This window comes from Streptococcus sp. HMSC066E07 (genome assembly GCF_001814695.1).
GTDB lineage: Bacteria > Bacillota > Bacilli > Lactobacillales > Streptococcaceae > Streptococcus > Streptococcus hominis.
On sequence record NZ_KV817453.1, the window covers coordinates 1 to 16,111 of the forward strand.

General features: G+C 40.3%; 11 protein-coding genes and 4 pseudogenes. 12 read left to right on the forward strand and 3 right to left on the reverse strand.

Going from position 1 to position 16,111, the window contains the following annotated elements:
* The 8 genes and pseudogenes from HMPREF2984_RS06350 to HMPREF2984_RS06380 form a co-directional block, all read left to right on the forward strand.
* Window positions 1-308 (forward strand): annotated as a pseudogene (locus HMPREF2984_RS06350) (sigma-70 family RNA polymerase sigma factor); the annotation flags it as partial.
* Between the two features lie 192 nt (window positions 309-500).
* A complete protein-coding gene (locus HMPREF2984_RS06355) occupies window positions 501-1,319 on the forward strand; it encodes a Cof-type HAD-IIB family hydrolase (protein ID WP_070670813.1) in 819 nt (272 codons plus the stop codon).
* Between the two features lie 24 nt (window positions 1,320-1,343).
* The gene (locus HMPREF2984_RS06360) at window positions 1,344-2,312 is read left to right on the forward strand and encodes a LacI family DNA-binding transcriptional regulator (RefSeq protein WP_257362726.1); all 969 of its coding nucleotides are present in this window, start codon (window positions 1,344-1,346) and stop codon (window positions 2,310-2,312) included.
* Window positions 2,313-2,575: 263 nt separating this feature from the next.
* Window positions 2,576-3,172 carry a TetR/AcrR family transcriptional regulator gene (locus HMPREF2984_RS06365; protein ID WP_070670815.1) on the forward strand — a complete coding sequence of 199 codons (597 nt, stop codon included), beginning with the start codon at window positions 2,576-2,578 and terminating at the stop codon, window positions 3,170-3,172.
* A pseudogene (locus HMPREF2984_RS09625) lies at window positions 3,169-3,264 on the forward strand (flavodoxin family protein); the annotation flags it as partial. The gene HMPREF2984_RS06365 and the pseudogene HMPREF2984_RS09625, both read left to right, overlap by 4 nt.
* Before the next feature lie 88 nt (window positions 3,265-3,352).
* Window positions 3,353-3,817, forward strand: a pseudogene (locus HMPREF2984_RS06370) (flavodoxin).
* Between the two features lie 196 nt (window positions 3,818-4,013).
* Window positions 4,014-7,835: a pullulanase gene (locus HMPREF2984_RS06375; RefSeq protein WP_070670817.1), complete on the forward strand. Its 3,822-nt coding sequence runs from the start codon at window positions 4,014-4,016 to the stop codon at window positions 7,833-7,835.
* A 176-nt stretch (window positions 7,836-8,011) separates the two neighbouring features.
* A complete protein-coding gene (locus tag HMPREF2984_RS06380) occupies window positions 8,012-8,866 on the forward strand; it encodes a 5'-nucleotidase, lipoprotein e(P4) family (RefSeq protein WP_003039630.1) in 855 nt (284 codons plus the stop codon).
* A 48-nt stretch (window positions 8,867-8,914) separates the two neighbouring features.
* On the opposite strand, the pseudogene HMPREF2984_RS09630 reads toward HMPREF2984_RS06380, so the two are convergent.
* A pseudogene (locus HMPREF2984_RS09630) lies at window positions 8,915-9,046 on the reverse strand (ISL3 family transposase); the annotation flags it as partial.
* 99 nt (window positions 9,047-9,145) lie between these two features.
* On the opposite strand from HMPREF2984_RS09630, the gene HMPREF2984_RS06385 reads away from it, so the two are divergent.
* The 3 genes from HMPREF2984_RS06385 to HMPREF2984_RS06395 all read left to right on the forward strand — a co-directional run bounded on the left by HMPREF2984_RS06385 (window position 9,146) and on the right by HMPREF2984_RS06395 (window position 14,235).
* Complete coding sequence (locus HMPREF2984_RS06385) at window positions 9,146-13,540, forward strand: PolC-type DNA polymerase III (RefSeq protein ID WP_070670819.1); 4,395 nt, start codon at window positions 9,146-9,148, stop codon at window positions 13,538-13,540.
* Window positions 13,541-13,789: 249 nt separating this feature from the next.
* Window positions 13,790-13,987 carry a hypothetical protein gene (locus HMPREF2984_RS06390; protein ID WP_070670821.1) on the forward strand — a complete coding sequence of 66 codons (198 nt, stop codon included), beginning with the start codon at window positions 13,790-13,792 and terminating at the stop codon, window positions 13,985-13,987.
* A 17-nt stretch (window positions 13,988-14,004) separates the two neighbouring features.
* Entirely contained in the window at window positions 14,005-14,235 is a 231-nt protein-coding gene (locus HMPREF2984_RS06395) for a GlsB/YeaQ/YmgE family stress response membrane protein (protein WP_003039588.1), read from the forward strand.
* Window positions 14,236-14,733: 498 nt separating this feature from the next.
* On the opposite strand, the gene def is transcribed toward HMPREF2984_RS06395, so the two are convergent.
* The gene (gene def, locus HMPREF2984_RS06400; protein ID WP_003039413.1) at window positions 14,734-15,348 is read right to left on the reverse strand and encodes a peptide deformylase; all 615 of its coding nucleotides are present in this window, start codon (window positions 15,346-15,348) and stop codon (window positions 14,734-14,736) included.
* Between the two features lie 255 nt (window positions 15,349-15,603).
* Between def and HMPREF2984_RS06405 the strand changes: the two genes are divergently transcribed.
* Window positions 15,604-15,873, forward strand: coding sequence for a hypothetical protein (locus HMPREF2984_RS06405; RefSeq protein ID WP_070670823.1), 270 nt, complete (start codon window positions 15,604-15,606; stop codon window positions 15,871-15,873).
* On the opposite strand, the gene HMPREF2984_RS09455 is transcribed toward HMPREF2984_RS06405, so the two are convergent.
* Window positions 15,833-16,111 (reverse strand): transposase (locus HMPREF2984_RS09455; RefSeq protein ID WP_142350453.1); only part of this gene is annotated, 279 nt, incomplete at its 5' end. The two genes, HMPREF2984_RS06405 and HMPREF2984_RS09455, sit on opposite strands and share 41 nt — an antisense overlap.

Consider the following 16,111-nt stretch of genomic DNA (forward strand, 5'->3'; position numbering starts at 1 on the left):
TCTATGTTTACTATAAGACCAAGTTCCGCAATCACATCAAGGACATCCTCCGCAAACAAGAAAGCCAAAAGCGCAAGCTGGACCGTCAAGCTTATGAAGAAGTAAGCGAGATTGGTCACAAGCTCAGCCTGAAAGAGTTGTATCTGGATGAACTGGTGATTCTCCGAGACCAGCTAAAGAGTTACCAAGCTCAACTGAGTCCAGAGAAACAAGAGCAGTACGAGCGCTTACTAGCCGATGAACGGTTCAAAGGCCGCCAAGCTATGATTCGAGAATTAAGAGCCTACTTAAAAGACTATAGTGATTAAACTAAGTCAGAACTTTTCCCTTTTTAAAGGTCATTTTCATTTTGCTACCTCTAGAAGATTTAATTCACTTTTTTTCATTTTCCTCTTGACATGAAACGCGTTCCAGATTGTACAATGAAGTCAAGCTAGCGAAGAAATAAGATTTGAACTCGGAGTGGAGCGCAAATCTATAAAGAAAAGGAGAGAAAAATCATGCAAACAAGAACGATTAAACGTATTTTTACTGATATGGATGGGACGCTTTTAAATTCAAAGGGGCAAGTTTCCGAAAGGAATGCCAGGCGCATTCGCAGAGCAGCTATTCCGATTACGCTGGTCTCTGCGCGTGCGCCAATGGAGATGCGTGAGGCTATTGAATTGTTGGGTTTGCAAGGTCCGCAAGTGGGCTTTAATGGTGGTTTAATTTATGAGGTTGTCAATCATCAAATTCGTCCGCTGCACACCAAGATTATTTTCAAGCAGACCGCGGCAACGATTTTACAGGCTGTGCGGCAGCATTTTCCGCAGGTCAGTCTCAGTTATTATGACTTGAATCATTGGTATTGTGATACAATAGATGAAGGAATTCGTTATGAATACGACTTGACCCACCAGGCACCAACTCAGGTTCATGATGAAGATTGTTTTCTTTCAGCTTGTGATAATCTTTTTAAAATCATGATGATTAGCTTTGAAGAGGAAGAAATGCAAGATTTGCAGGCTTATCTGAATAGTCTAGGACTAACTAGTGTTACAATTCTGCGTTCTGGTCGATTTTATTTAGAAATCACCAGCAAAGAAGCTCGAAAATCATCAGGGATTGATTACATTAGCCGGAAAGAAAATCTAAAAAAAGAAGAAACAGCTGCCTTTGGTGACGGTCACAATGACATTCCGATGCTAGAAATGGTTGGTTTTCCGATTGTCATGGTCAATGCCTTTAAGGATGTGAAGGCACATGCTTTTAAAATTACCAAAAGTAACGATGAGGACGGAGTTGGTTACGGAATTCACAGGTATCTCGTCAGTTAATCTTGAAAATCAGAAAGGAACGCGATGACCAATATTCGAGAAATAGCGAAGTTGAGTGGCTATTCGGTGTCCAGTGTGTCGCGTGTGCTCAACAATCACCCATATGTATCAGACGAGGCACGGGAGAAAATCCTGCAAATTGTCAGAGAACTGGACTATACTCCAAATCTAGTCGCAAAAGAACTGAGTTTGGGCAATACTTATAAAGTGGGTGTAGTCATTCCTCATGTGCGTCACACTTATTTTACCAAGCTCATCAACGGTATGTTGGATCAAGCGCAGAGAAGTGCCTATAATTTGCTGCTTTTACCGTCTCAGTATGACAAAGAACTAGAGATTCAGTACCTGGAACAATTGCGAGGTCAGGCTTTTGATCATTTGATTTTCACTTCACGAAGCATAGATTTGGAAACCATTGCTTCCTATGCTAAGTACGGAAATATTGTCTGCTTAGAAAAGGTAAACCATTCTCAACTGAGTAGTGTCTATGTGGATCGCAAACCAGCTTGCAGAGAGGCTTTTCGCTGGTTGAAAGAACTGGATTATCAACATTTATCCCTTATTTTCACTCGTAAAGACAAGCGCAGTTCTACCTATCGGATGGTCAAAGAAGCTTATGATGAGGTCTATGGATTGGAGCATACTCCGGTGATTATCGAAGGGGTTGCTATAGAAGAAGACGCTTATCAGAAAGCTTCTGAATTGTGGAAACACCCAGAGATAGACTGTATTTTTTCAAATGGGGACGACATAGCAGCTGGATTTATGCGGGCTTACGAAGAAGCTGGGAAACAGCTCCCTTTCATCATGGGGCAAGAAAACATGCTGGCTGGACGCTCTTGGTTCCCTCCACCATTGACAACAAATTCTATCAGCTGGGTCAGAAAAGTTTCAAGCAGGTTTTATCTGAAGAGAAAAGAACCATTGTACTCAAATCGGAATTTATCCAGCGATAAGAGACTTGTTGTTTTTCAAATTAGCTTACTTATTTAATAAAGAAGAGTTTGGGACAAAAAGATTTTAATTTTTAAAAATCTCAATTATTAAGCCCTTCAAATCTATAATTAAATGCGAAAAGCGAACAAAGCAGAATTCTGATTACCAGAAAACTAGTTTTGTTCGCTTTTTATATTTGAGGTTGGACTTTTGTCCCATCCTCTTTTTTACTGAAATTTTTCTAAACAGAAAATATTGACAAGAAAAAGTATACAATGTATACTAAGAAAGTAGACAGTGTACACTTTTTGAGGGAAAAAATGAAACGAAATACGGCAAAGTTAAAAGAAAGACTGATCCAGACGGGGATTAAAGAGATTGAAGACCATGGTATCGACCAGCTATCACTGAGGACTGTCGCTAAATCCTGCGGTGTTACCCACGGCACTCCTTACCGGCATTTTGAAAGTAAAGAAAACTATTTAAAAGTCGTTTTAAAACGCCTTTCTGCTTTTCTCAACCAAGAGATCCAAAAAAAGATCGATTGGAAGGCTTCTGCACGCAATCAACTGGCCCAAATGGGCTTTAACTTTATCATCTTTGCGAAGGCTTACCCCTATTTCTTTGAAGCCCTCTTCATTAAATTTCCTTTTAAGTATATGAAAGTCACTCAGGATACTATTTCGCTGGATTCTGATTTGCCAGGATTCGCTGCATTTAAACGGATTGTTTTAGAGCTTCGTAAGGAGGAAGGCTTTACCAACAGCGAAGCTGAAACACTGTTTCATTTTTGGAGTTTTATTTCAGGTCTTGCTGTTTTGGCGAACAGTCCCATTGGACGTGACCTTGACAACAAAGCCATTCAGACTAACATTGAGCAGATGCTTGATATCTATATAAAAGGAGAACAGTCATGAAAATCTTAATTATTTTTACTCATCCAAACCCTCAAAGTTTTGACGGTGCTATTCTCAAGCAAGTCCAAACCAATCTTTCTGAAGCGCATTCTTGAGAAAATCTAAAATAACTTCAGAAAACAGTCAGTGTTTTCGATAACTGCAAAGCTGCTAAATGATAGCTACAAAAGGAGGTTTACCATGGCAAAAACAATTATTCTTCATTTTTCAAAAACAGGCACGATTGAAAAAGTAGCAGAAGTCATTGCTAGTAAATTAGGTGCTGATGTCTACCAAATCGTAGAAGCTGTTCCTTATACGAATGCCGACTTGAATTGGAATAATCCAACAAGTCGCGCTAATATCGAACAAGGCGATGAAAGTGCTCGTCCTACCTATAAAGGCGAGCTACCTGACTTGACATCGTATGACCAAGTCATTATTGGTCATCCCATTTGGTGGGGATGGCCGCTACGTATTATTCAGACAGTAATGGAAAATCTGAATTTAGCTGGCAAACGGGTTGCAACTTTCGCAACTTCTGGTGGCTCTACTTATAGTTAAGCTCAAGCGGTCATTGATCAAATGGTGAAAAATAGCGCTCGAGGGCGTGTATTGTCTAACCAAACAGAAGCCACTAAATGGTTAGCGAGTATTGGATTTTAAGTGGACGCTAAGTTGGCTGTTAAAAGCAACTTACATAAATAAAATAGAAAACACATTTAATCTCTGTCAAAAAAACAGAGATCTTTTGTTTGAAAACCTTTACATTTTGTTGATAAATGTATATAATATCTACAGAAAACGTTTGCACTAGCCTAAAAATATTTGTGCAACTAAAAAATAAAGGAGTTTTCTTTTTATGAAGAAAGTTTATCGTTTACAATCTCGAACAGCTGAGAAGCGTCAGCATTTTGGAATCCGCAGATTAAAAGTAGGGGTAGCGTCTATTGCTATTTCTGCTAGTGTCTTTTTGGCGGGGAATGTCTTAGCGCAAGCAGAGGAAGCAAATAGTGTCGAAAACACATCTATTGAAACGGTACAACCAACATCGCCAACAAGTGAGCGGTCTGATAAAGTAGAAGTGACGAATCATCAAGCAGTCGTTTCGGAAAAGTCGGAAAATCAAGGGCAAGCAACCAACTCGCTTTCGGCAACACCTAGTGTTGCCAATTCTTCGCGTACAGCTTCAACTGAGGGAAGCTCATCAGAAAAACTTGACTTGACTCAAGCTCGCTCCGTAAGAGAAAATACCCCAGCTCCAACGACGGATTCAAGTACGGAAGTTCAATCTACGGAGAAGGAAACTGCACAAGCAGCAGAAGAAAAAACGGCAACGAAGCCTGTTGAGAAAGTTGCATCAGATGCGACACCAGCTAAAGAAGACAAAATTGAAGAGGGCAGCATTCGTCTGCATTTTAAGACACTTCCGTCGGAGAATTTAGCTAGTCTTGGCTTGTGGACCTGGGATGATGTGGAGACACCTTCCAGCCAAAAAGGCAGCTGGCCGACAGGAGCAACTAGCTTTTCAATGGCTAAAAAGGATGATTATGGCTATTATCTTGATGTCAAAATGGCACAAAAACGGAGTAAAATTAGTCTCTTAATCAATAATACAGCAGGTACAAATCTAACAGGTGACAAGACGATTGAATTGCTCAGCCCGAATATGAACGAGGTCTGGTTTGACAAGGATTGCAATCTTTATACCTATGAGCCTCTAAAAGAGGGCATGGTGCGAGTCAATTATTATCGGACAGACGGGAATTATGACAAGAAGTCTCTTTGGCTCTGGGGAGATGTGGAAAATCCTAGCAAAAATTGGCCTGACGGAGTGGATTTCGAAAAAACAGGCAAGTATGGTCGCTATGTAGATGTTCCTTTAAAAGATGCTGCAAAAGCAATTGGTTTTCTGCTTTTAGATGAAAGCAAATCAGGTGACGATGTGAAGATTCAACCGCAGGATTATAATCTGACAAATTTGAAGAAAAACAGTCAAATTTTCCTCCGAGATGCAGATCCGAATATTTATACCAATCCGTATTTTGTCAATGATATCCGTATGACAGGTGCCCAGCATGTCAGCTTGACAGAGATTGAAGCAACTTTCTCAACCTTTGAAAATGCCAAAAAGGAAGATATTCTTAAGAATCTAAAAATTACAGACAAGGACAGTAAAGAAGTGGTTGTGAAAGACATTGTGCTTGATCCTAAAACGAAGAAAGCAAAAATCATAGGAGACTTTGGACAAGCGCAAGCTCCTTATACGGTAAAGTATGGCAACGACCAATTTAAAATCAGTATGAATTGGCAGTTGAAGGATAGTCTCTACAAATATGATGGTGAATTGGGTGCGCGTGTTAGCCAAAAAGGTACGAAAGTGGATGTGACCTTCTGGTCACCAAGTGCGGATCAGGTAGATTTGGTTGTTTATGATAAAAATGATCAGAACAAAGTAGTTGGTAAAGTAGCGATGACAAAAGGAGAAGCTGGTACTTGGAGGACAAGTTTGACATCGCAAACAAATCTAGGAATTAAGGATTATCACGGTTATTTTTATCATTATGAAATCACGCGCGGTGATAAAAAAGTACTAGCTTTGGATCCATACGCCAAATCTTTGGCAGCTTGGAACAGCGAAGATGCCGAAAAAGGTGAGTCTTACAAGATTGCAAAGGCAGCCTTTGTTGACCCAAGTGAGCTTGGTCCGAAAAATCTGACCTATGCGAACATTCCAGGCTTCAAGAGCCGGGAGGATGCAGTTATCTACGAAACGCACGTCCGTGATTTTACTTCTGACGCAGCCATTTCTAAGGATTTGAAGTCTCAATTTGGAACATTCTCAGCTTTCGTTGAAAAATTGGATTATTTAAAAGAACTTGGGGTTACTCATATTCAGTTGCTGCCGGTTTTAAGTTATTATTTTGTCAATGAATTGAAAAATGCCGAAAGATTGGACAAGTATGTTTCTAGCAATAGCAACTACAACTGGGGTTATGATCCACAAAACTACTTCTCCTTGACAGGAATGTATTCAACCAATCCGACAGATCCAGCTAAGCGCATTGAAGAATTTAAAAATCTTGTTCATGAAATTCACAAGCGCGGAATGGGTGTGATTATGGATGTGGTTTATAATCACACGGCAAAGACCTCTATTTTTGAAGATTTAGAGCCGAATTACTATCACTTTATGGATGCAGACGGCACTCCTAGAACTAGTTTTGGTGGCGGACGTTTGGGAACGACGCACTACATGAGCCGTCGTGTTTTGGTGGATTCTATCAAATATTTGACGAGCGAATACAAAGTGGATGGCTTCCGTTTTGATATGATGGGAGATCACGATGCAGAATCCATTCAAAAAGCGTATGAGGAGGCTAAAAAGCTCAATCCAAATCTGGTGATGCTAGGTGAGGGGTGGAAGACTTACGCTGGAGATGAAAATAAACCAGTCCAACCAGCGGATCAATCTTGGATGAAATCTACCGATACAGTCGGTGTATTCTCAGATGATATTCGAAATACCTTGAAATCTGGTTATCCGAACGAAGGAGCACCTGCCTTTATCACAGGTGGAAAACGCAATGTCGAAGATGTTTTCAAAAACATCAAAGCACAACCAACGAATTTTGAAGCAGATGATCCGGGAGATGTGATTCAGTACATTGCTGCGCATGATAATTTGACCCTCTTTGATGTGATTGCTCAATCTATTAAAAAAGATCCAGCTATCGCAGCGAACAATCAAGAAATTCACCGTCGCCTGCGTTTGGGCAATCTAATGATCCTTACTTCTCAAGGGACGTCATTCCTTCACTCTGGACAAGAATACGGACGAACCAAGCAATTCCGTGACCCTGCTTATAAATATCCGGTTTCAGAAGACAAAGTGCCAAATAAATCACATCTACTGACCAATGCGGACGGTACACCATTTGAATATCCTTACTTTATACACGACTCTTATGATTCGAGCGATGCGGTCAATCATTTTGACTGGACGAAGGCAACAAACGGTGACAAATTCCCTGAAAATACGAAGAGCCGCGACTATGTGAAAGGGCTGATTGCTTTGCGGAAGTCAACAGATGCCTTTACACGCAAGACCAAAGCCGAAGTCGATCAAAATGTTACTTTAATCACTCAGCCGGGTAAAGACGGGGTTGAAAAAGAGGATACAGTTCTTGGCTACCAAGTTGTGGCTTCAAATGGAGACATTTACGCTGTCTTTGTTAATGCGGATAACAAGGAGCGGAAGTTTAACTTTGGCGAAGCCTACAAGCATTTGGCAAATGCTCAAGTCGTGGCAGACGGTAATACCGCAGGGGTAACGGCTATTTCAAATCCAGCTGGTGTGACCTTAGGAGCAGACGGGGTTACCTTAGCACCATTGACAGCGACGATTTTACGCATTCAAAAAAATAGCAAACCAAATCAAGAAAAACCAAAAGAAGAACAAAATCAAACCAAGCCTTCTACGCCGAAAGGAGAGTCTGGTCAAACAACGACTTCGTCAACACAGTCAAATACTTCAGCTAGTCAGACGCAGCGACAGCAAGCAGGAGCTGGAAAAGCAGATAAGACTTTACCGTCCACAGGGACGACAATTTCCATTGCTGGCGTGCTAGCAGGAATTGGCTTGTTGTTATCAAGTGTAGTTGTCCTTAAGAAAAAGAAATAAAGATTGAAGGTTTGTGAGCTGTAGGGATTCTAAGCTCCTTACAGCTCATTATTTTAGATGAACTTGTTAGCTGTCTTCTGTAAATCTATTTTTCTTCTACATTTAGACAGATATCTTGAAATGTCTTTGTGAAAGCGCTATAATTTTGACAGATTAATATTAGGAGGATTGGTTTTATGAAATCATCTAAAGCCACAATCACAATTTTTTCAGCTCTTGCTTCGGTTATTTTATTGACCAGTTGTGGGACAAAAGCAACTGATAATAAGGCTACGCAAAGCAACACATCTGACAATAAAGTTACGATGACTTATGATCAATTGCGGTCAAGGGAAAACACCATGTCCACTCTTTGGTATCAAAAGTCAGATGAAGCTAAAGCGTTGTACCTGCAAGGTTATAATGTTGCGACGAATCGTTTGAAAGAATTGTTGCAAAAACCGACAGATAAGCCTTACTCAATCGTTCTTGACTTAGATGAAACGGTATTAGACAACAGTCCTTATCAAGTTCAAAATGTCAAAGACGGTACGGCCTTTAATCCTAAAAATTGGGATGCATGGGTGAAAAAAGCTTCAGCTAAGGCAGTTCCTGGTGCTAAAGAATTTCTCCAATATGCACATCAAAACGGTGTTCAAATCTACTATGTTTCTGACCGTGATGCGAGCCAGGTAGACGCGACAATTAAGAATTTGGAAAAAGAAGGCATTCCAGTACAAGGAAAAGACCATTTGATGTTCTTAGAAAAAGGTGTGAAATCAAAAGAAGGTCGCCGTCAGAAAGTACAAGAAACGACGAATTTGGCCATGCTTTTAGGTGATAACCTCGTTGACTTTGCGGATTTCTCAAAAACATCAGCAGAAGAACGTAGTAAGAAATTAGAAGAATTAAAGAACGAATTCGGTGAAAAGTTCATCATCTTCCCAAATCCAATGTACGGTTCATGGGAAAGCACCGTTTATAAAGGTAAAAAATTAGATGCGAAAGGCCAAACTGAAGAACGTCAAAAAGCGTTGCAAGGTTATAAATAATAAAAAGGAAAAACAGATTCAATGTCAACTGTAGTGGGTAACCTATCGCTAAGTGCAAGAGAGAATCAGATTGGTTCTCTCTTTTTTGATGTTCAAAGCGATGAGAATTTTCGTTTTAAAATTGTCAAAGTTCCGGAAACCAAAAGCTTAACATTTGACGTCCTTGATGAGATGATTGGTTTATATTAAAAACAATGAGGGATATTCCTTATCTATTTTTTAATCGAAAATTCATTTGTTTTATGGTAAAATGGTTTCATTACAAGGCGAGGAAAAAAGATGTCATCTACGTTTGAAATTTTAATGAATCAAATCAATATGCCACTTGATATGAGACAATCAAGTGCCTTTTTACATGCAGAAATTGAGCAAGTTTTAGTGCATACCGTCAGTCATGTTTGGGATTTTCAGTTTGCTTTTGGAGAAATTTTACCCATTGAGTTGTTTCAAGAATTAAAAAAACGTTTAAATGAAGAATTTTCTAAGACGGGCAACCAAGCTATTTTTGAAATTAAGGCTGCCAATCAAGATTTTACAGAGGAGCTGTTGCAGGATTATTACAAAGAGGCTTTTACAGAAGGACCTTGCGCCAGTCAGGGCTTTCGTAGTATGTACCAACAGTTAAAGGTGCATGCGGACGGCGATCAGCTCTGGATTGAGGGACCCTCCAGTATTGATACGGAGCATTTTCGGAAAATCCATTTGCCAAATTTAGCCAAGCAATTGGTGAAGTTTGGCTTTCCGCATTTTCACTGTCAGGTCAAAGCAAGTGACGCCTTGACTCAGCAACAAGTCGAAACTTTCCAAGCCGAAAAAGAAAAGATTGTGCAAGCGGCTAATGACGAGGCACTAAAAGCTATCGAAGCGCTGCAACAAATGGCCCCACCACCAGCTGAAGAAAAATCAAACTATTCTGATTTTCAAGCACGAAAAGCGGCTGCCCGACCAAAGCTGGACAAGGCAGAGATTACGCAGATGATTGACATCCAGACCGAGGAAAATCGCATTGTCTTTGAAGGTATGGTCTTTGATCTTGAGCAAAAAGTTACCCGCACAGGGCGTGTGCTGATTAACTTTAAGATGACCGACTATACTTCTAGCTTCGCCCTTCAGAAATGGTTTAAAAACGAAGAAGAAGCCAAAAAATTTGACATCATTAGGAAAAATTCTTGGTTGCGTGTGCGTGGAAATATTGAAATGAATAACTTCACGCATGACTTGACCATGAATGTCCAAGATGTGCAAGAAGTGACACATTATGAGCGGAAAGACTTGATGCCAGAAGGTGAGAAGCGGATTGAATTTCACGCGCACACCAATATGTCAACTATGGATGCTCTTCCAGAAGTGGAGGAATTGATTGCGACAGCCGCTAAGTGGGGACATCAGGCAGTTGCGATTACTGACCACGGCAATGTGCAGAGCTTTCCTCATGGTTATAAAGCTGCTAAAAAAGCTGGTATTCAGCTGATTTACGGCATGGAAGCTAATATCGTGGAAGACCGAGTTCCTATTACTTATAACGAAGTGGATATGGAGCTCAAGGAAGCCACTTATGTTGTCTTTGACGTGGAAACTACCGGTTTGTCTGCTATTTACAACGACTTGATTCAGGTCGCGGCAAGTAAGATGTACAAGGGCAATGTCATTGCCGAGTTTGACGAGTTTATCAATCCGGGGCATCCTTTGAGTGCTTTTACGACAGATCTGACGGGGATTACAGATGAGCATGTCAAAAATGCGAAGCCACTGGAGCAGGTCTTGCGGGAATTTCAAGACTTCTGTCAAGATACGGTACTTGTTGCCCATAATGCTACCTTTGACGTGGGATTTATGAATGTCAATTATGAACGGCATGGACTGCCACGAATTACGCAGCCAGTCATTGATACTTTGGAGTTTGCTCGCAATCTCTATCCAGAATACAAGCGTCACGGTTTGGGACCACTGACTAAGCGTTTTCAAGTATCGCTTGATCATCATCACATGGCTAATTATGACGCGGAAGCGACAGGACGCCTACTCTTTATTTTCATTAACGATGCGGCAGAAAAACGAGGCGTTACCAATCTTCAAAAGCTAAATACAGATTTGGTGGATGAAAACTCCTATAAAAAAGCGCGGGTCAAACACGCTACGATTTATGTAAAAAATCAAACGGGTTTGAAGAACATTTTTAAATTAGTCAGTTTGTCTAATACAAAGTATTTTGAGGGCGTACCGCGGATTCCACGAACAGTTTTGGATGCGCACCGAGAAGGCTTGATTTTAGGAACAGCCTGCTCAGAAGGAGAAGTGTTTGACGCGGTTGTTTCGCAAGGTGTTGATGCTGCAGTGGAAGTCGCAAAATACTACGATTTTATTGAAATCATGCCGCCAGCAATTTATGCTCCGTTGATTGCTAAAGAGCAGGTCAAGGATGTCGAAGAGCTTCATACCATTATTAAGAATTTGATTGAAGTGGGAAATCGATTAGACAAGCCTGTTCTTGCTACAGGTGATGTGCATTATATCGAGCCTGAAGAAGAAATTTATCGAGAAATTATCGTCCGTAGTCTAGGGCAAGGAGCGATGATTAACCGTACCATTGGGCATGGCGAAAATGCTCAACCAGCACCACTTCCAAAAGCGCATTTCCGCACAACCAATGAAATGCTGGATGAATTTGCCTTCTTAGGTGATGAATTAGCTCACAAAGTGGTTATTGACAATCCAAATCAATTGGCAGCAACCTTTGAACCGATTGAAGTGGTGAAAGGTGACCTCTATACGCCATTTATTGACAAATCAGAGGAAAAAGTCGCTGAAATGACTTATGCCAAAGCCTTTGAAATTTATGGAAATCCACTACCAGATATTGTAGACCGACGAATTGAGCGGGAATTATCCTCCATTTTGGGGAATGGATTTGCCGTGATTTATCTGGCTTCGCAAATGTTGGTACAGCGTTCAAATGAGCGTGGCTATCTGGTGGGTTCACGTGGTTCGGTTGGCTCTAGTTTTGTGGCGACCATGATTGGGATTACTGAGGTGAATCCTTTGTCTCCTCACTATGTTTGTGGCAAATGCCAGTATTCAGAATTTATTACGGACGGTTCTTACGGTTCAGGCTTTGATATGCCAGATAAAGATTGTCCGCATTGTGGACATAAGTTGAGTAAAAATGGACAGGATATTCCTTTTGAAACCTTCCTTGGCTTCGATGGTGACAAGGTGCCTGATATTGACTTGAACTTTTCTGGTGAAGATCAACCGAGTGCTCACTTGGATGTCCGAGATATTTTTGGTGAGGAATATGCCTTTCGTGCTGGTACGGTTGGTACAGTCGCTGCCAAAACAGCTTATGGTTTTGTGAAAGGGTATGAGCGGGATTACAATAAATTTTACCGTGACGCAGAAGTAGAGCGATTGGCGCAAGGTGCAGCAGGTGTTAAGCGAACGACTGGACAGCACCCTGGAGGAATCGTCGTTATTCCAAATTACATGGATGTTTATGATTTTACGCCGGTTCAATACCCAGCAGATGACTTGACTGCTGAATGGCAAACAACTCACTTTAACTTCCATGATATTGATGAAAATGTCTTAAAACTAGATGTACTCGGTCATGATGATCCGACCATGATTCGGAAATTGCAGGATTTGTCAGGCATTGACCCAAATGAAATTCCAATGGATGATCAAGAAGTTATGGCTCTCTTTTCTGGGACAGGTGTTCTCGGAGTAACGCAGGAGCAAATAGGTACGCCGACTGGTATGCTGGGGATTCCTGAATTTGGAACCAACTTCGTGCGGGGTATGGTGGATGAAACTCATCCAACGACCTTTGCGGAATTGCTTCAATTATCAGGATTGTCTCACGGTACTGACGTATGGTTGGGCAATGCACAAGATTTGATTAAGCAGGGAATTGCTGACCTGTCCACCGTTATCGGTTGTCGGGATGACATTATGGTCTATCTGATGCACAAGGGCTTAGAGCCTAAAATGGCCTTTACCATTATGGAACGGGTGCGGAAAGGCATGTGGCTCAAGATTTCTGACGAAGAAAGAAATGGCTACATCGCTGCTATGAAGGAAAACAATGTACCTGAGTGGTATATTGAATCTTGTGGAAAGATTAAGTACATGTTTCCCAAAGCTCACGCGGCTGCCTATGTGATGATGGCCTTGCGGGTGGCCTACTTCAAGGTGCATCATCCGATTTATTACTACTGTGCCTACTTTTCTATTCGTGCCAAAGCCTTTGACATCAAAGTCATGAGTAGTGGGCTAGATGCAGTGAAGCGCAAGATGAACGAAATCGCTGAAAAACGCAAAAATAATGAAGCTTCCAATGTTGAAATTGACCTTTATACAACTCTAGAAATCGTCAATGAAATGCTGGAAAGAGGCTTCAAATTTGGCAAACTCGATCTTTATAAGAGTGATGCGACAGAATTTCTTATTGACGGAGATAGCTTAATTCCTCCATTTTCTGCTATGGATGGTTTGGGAGACAACGTTGCAAAACAATTGGTTAAAGCGCGTGCAGAAGGAGAGTTTCTTTCAAAAACCGAGTTGCGCAAGCGCGGTGGCTTATCCACTACTCTAGTTGATAAAATGGATGAAATGGGGATTCTAGGCAATATGCCAGAAGACAATCAGCTCAGTCTCTTTGATGATTTATTCTAAGATCTTTTCTTTTGATGAATGTGGGAAACTTTCATCAGAGACAGTTGCCATTAGACTAAAATTTTCGCCCGTTTGTTTGCAAAATATGATTGGTTTTGCAGCTTCATGGTAATGACTTCCTTGTTTTTTGAAAGGTTCTACTAAAACAGTCAAAGTAGAGTGGAAATTTTACTACTTGTAAAATTTTTTACAAAATTTATAGATTCTTGTTGTTCTTTGTAAGCTATTTACAAATAGAAAGGATACATTATGAAGTTAATGATTTCAGCTGAAGATAAAAAAGCTCTAAGAGATTTTCATTATTCACTAGAATTTTCTGGAAAAGTAGTACTTGCCTCGGTGGCGTTGGTCAGTTTGGCTGTGTTAGCAAGTCGTGCCTGTTCTTTCAAAAAGAAGAAAAGCTGCTGTTTGCATAAAAATAGTGCAAAAGTGAGAATAATAAAATAATCAGGAAGGATAACTAAATGATTGGGAGTATGTTTGTCGGTTTTATTATTGGTCTAATTGCAGCAGCAATCACCAATCGTGGAGAACGAATGGGCTGTATTGGCAAGATTTTACTAGGTTGGTTTGGAGCCTGGCTTGGGCAAATGCTCTTTGGTAATTGGGGACCTCATCTGTCAGATACAGCGATTATTCCATCTGTGTTGGGAGCGATTATTCTTTTAGCTATTTTCTGGGAAAGAGGAAGCTGACTTCTAAAAATAGGAGTGAGACCGATACCTACAATTGCTAGTGCAGTCGCTCACAAAGGAATTAAAATTTGAAAATGTTAATCTCAGCTATCTTATTTCAAAACTTCGGTGCAAAATGTCTCGTATAGTCTCACCCCACAAGGTGACTTAACAGTTTTCCCTACTGTTGAGGTAATGAATGCAGAAAACGAAATTTTCATCAAAATTGCTCTTTAGAGTTTCAAAAGCGAATGAAGATGAGACTTGCTTCACAAGTTCTATTTACCACCTCAAAACGGTGCTTTGTTTTGTGCGATAGCAGTTGAGTTAAAATTGCTTGTCATCCTAAAGTCATGAGTCTGAGACAGATTCACACGATAACTACAAAAAAGAACAACCTTGATTTTCTGTTTATCAGAAGCCAAAGTTGTTCTTTTTATTTGTATTCTTGAGTTATAGTGCTTTTATAAAGAAATTTTAATTGGGAATGCTGTTATATCAGAGATTCCCTTTTATTTATTATTCAATCACTAACATACCGTCTTTGATTGCGAAGGGTTCTTTTTCATTGATGCGGTCATAGAACATGATGCCGTTGGTGTGGTCAATCTCGTGTTGAACCACGATTGAGTTGTATCCTTTGAGTTTGATACGGTGTTTTTCACCTTCTTTGTCAAAATATTCAACAGTGACGCGTGCATGGCGCACGACATAACCAGGCACTTCGCGGTCAACTGACAAGCACCCCTCCCCTTCAGCTAGTGCGGCATCTTGAACAGAATGTGCCACTACTTTAGCGTTGTACATAACCGTTTGCAAAGCATAGGCTTCTTTAGGAGGATTGCCTTCTTTATCTGGCAGGTTTGGGACCAATACGGCAATAATCCGCTTTGACAGATCTAGCTGAGGTGCAGCTAGACCAACGCCGCCTCGAAGTCCCATTTTTTCAGCCATCACAGGATCTTGTGAATTCCTCAAAAATTGGAGCATTTTTTCACCCAAGATAACTTCTTGCTCGGTAAGTGGAAAGGTGACATCCTTGGCGACTGCCCGAAGTGTTGGATTTCCTTCGCGAATGATGTCATTCATATCAATCAAATGAGCTGGTTTTGTTAATTTTTCAATAACAGACATGTTTTCTCCTTCGTTCTAAAAATGGATTTTTATTCCAAATTAAATTCTTCGTATATGATAAATATAACACAAAATAAAGGAGAAAGAAAGGAATCGAAATGGCGTGTAATAAATATGTGGAGAAAACACGAAATAAATTAGTAAAAAATTAGTCTATTTTGCTTGATATTTTTAGCAAAAATATGTATGATATTTAGTTGGATACCTAAAATATTATTAGTAACAAAATAAATTACTTTTTAGGAGGGAAAAAAATTGAAAATTCTACTATTTGGAAATACGGGATATGTAACCAAAAAGTTTATACAAGAAGCTTTTCCAAAAGATACGGTTTATCTTTTGGGAGAAACAGATTTAAAAAGTTCAAAAAAATTAAAATTGACAGTTTTTCCGAAAACAAAAGAAACCATTTTAGTAGAAGTTTTAAGAACCTATCAATTTGACCAAATTGGGCTCTTTGTCAACTGTAGTGGGTTGATGTCAGCTAACATCGCGAGAGGACGAGATTCGTTCTCTCTCTTTTGATGTTCAAAGCGATGAGAATGCGTTTCTTAAAGTTGTCAAAGTTCCTGAATCCAAAAGCGTTTCGCTTAATGACCTTGATGAGATTGTTAGTCGCTTCCAGCTTGGCGTTGGAGTAGGGTAGTTCCAAGGCGTTGGTAATCTTGTCTCTGTCCTTCAGGAAAGTCCGAAAGATGGTTTGAAAAATTGGGTGAACAGCTAAGAAAGTCTCCTCAATTAGGTCAAAGAAATGATTAGTTTG

Bases quoted from the DNA above. Each gene is read 5' to 3' on its own strand.
- HMPREF2984_RS06355 (WP_070670813.1), top strand. From the start codon at position 501: ATGCAAACAAGAACGATTAAACGTATTTTTACTGATATGGATGGGACG.
- HMPREF2984_RS06360 (WP_257362726.1), top strand. From the start codon at position 1,344: ATGACCAATATTCGAGAAATAGCGAAGTTGAGTGGCTATTCGGTGTCC.
- HMPREF2984_RS06365 (WP_070670815.1), top strand. From the start codon at position 2,576: ATGAAACGAAATACGGCAAAGTTAAAAGAAAGACTGATCCAGACGGGG.
- HMPREF2984_RS06375 (WP_070670817.1), top strand. From the start codon at position 4,014: ATGAAGAAAGTTTATCGTTTACAATCTCGAACAGCTGAGAAGCGTCAG.
- HMPREF2984_RS06380 (WP_003039630.1), top strand. From the start codon at position 8,012: ATGAAATCATCTAAAGCCACAATCACAATTTTTTCAGCTCTTGCTTCG.
- HMPREF2984_RS06385 (WP_070670819.1), top strand. From the start codon at position 9,146: ATGTCATCTACGTTTGAAATTTTAATGAATCAAATCAATATGCCACTT.
- HMPREF2984_RS06390 (WP_070670821.1), top strand. From the start codon at position 13,790: ATGAAGTTAATGATTTCAGCTGAAGATAAAAAAGCTCTAAGAGATTTT.
- HMPREF2984_RS06395 (WP_003039588.1), top strand. From the start codon at position 14,005: ATGATTGGGAGTATGTTTGTCGGTTTTATTATTGGTCTAATTGCAGCA.
- def (WP_003039413.1), bottom strand. From the start codon at position 15,348: ATGTCTGTTATTGAAAAATTAACAAAACCAGCTCATTTGATTGATATG.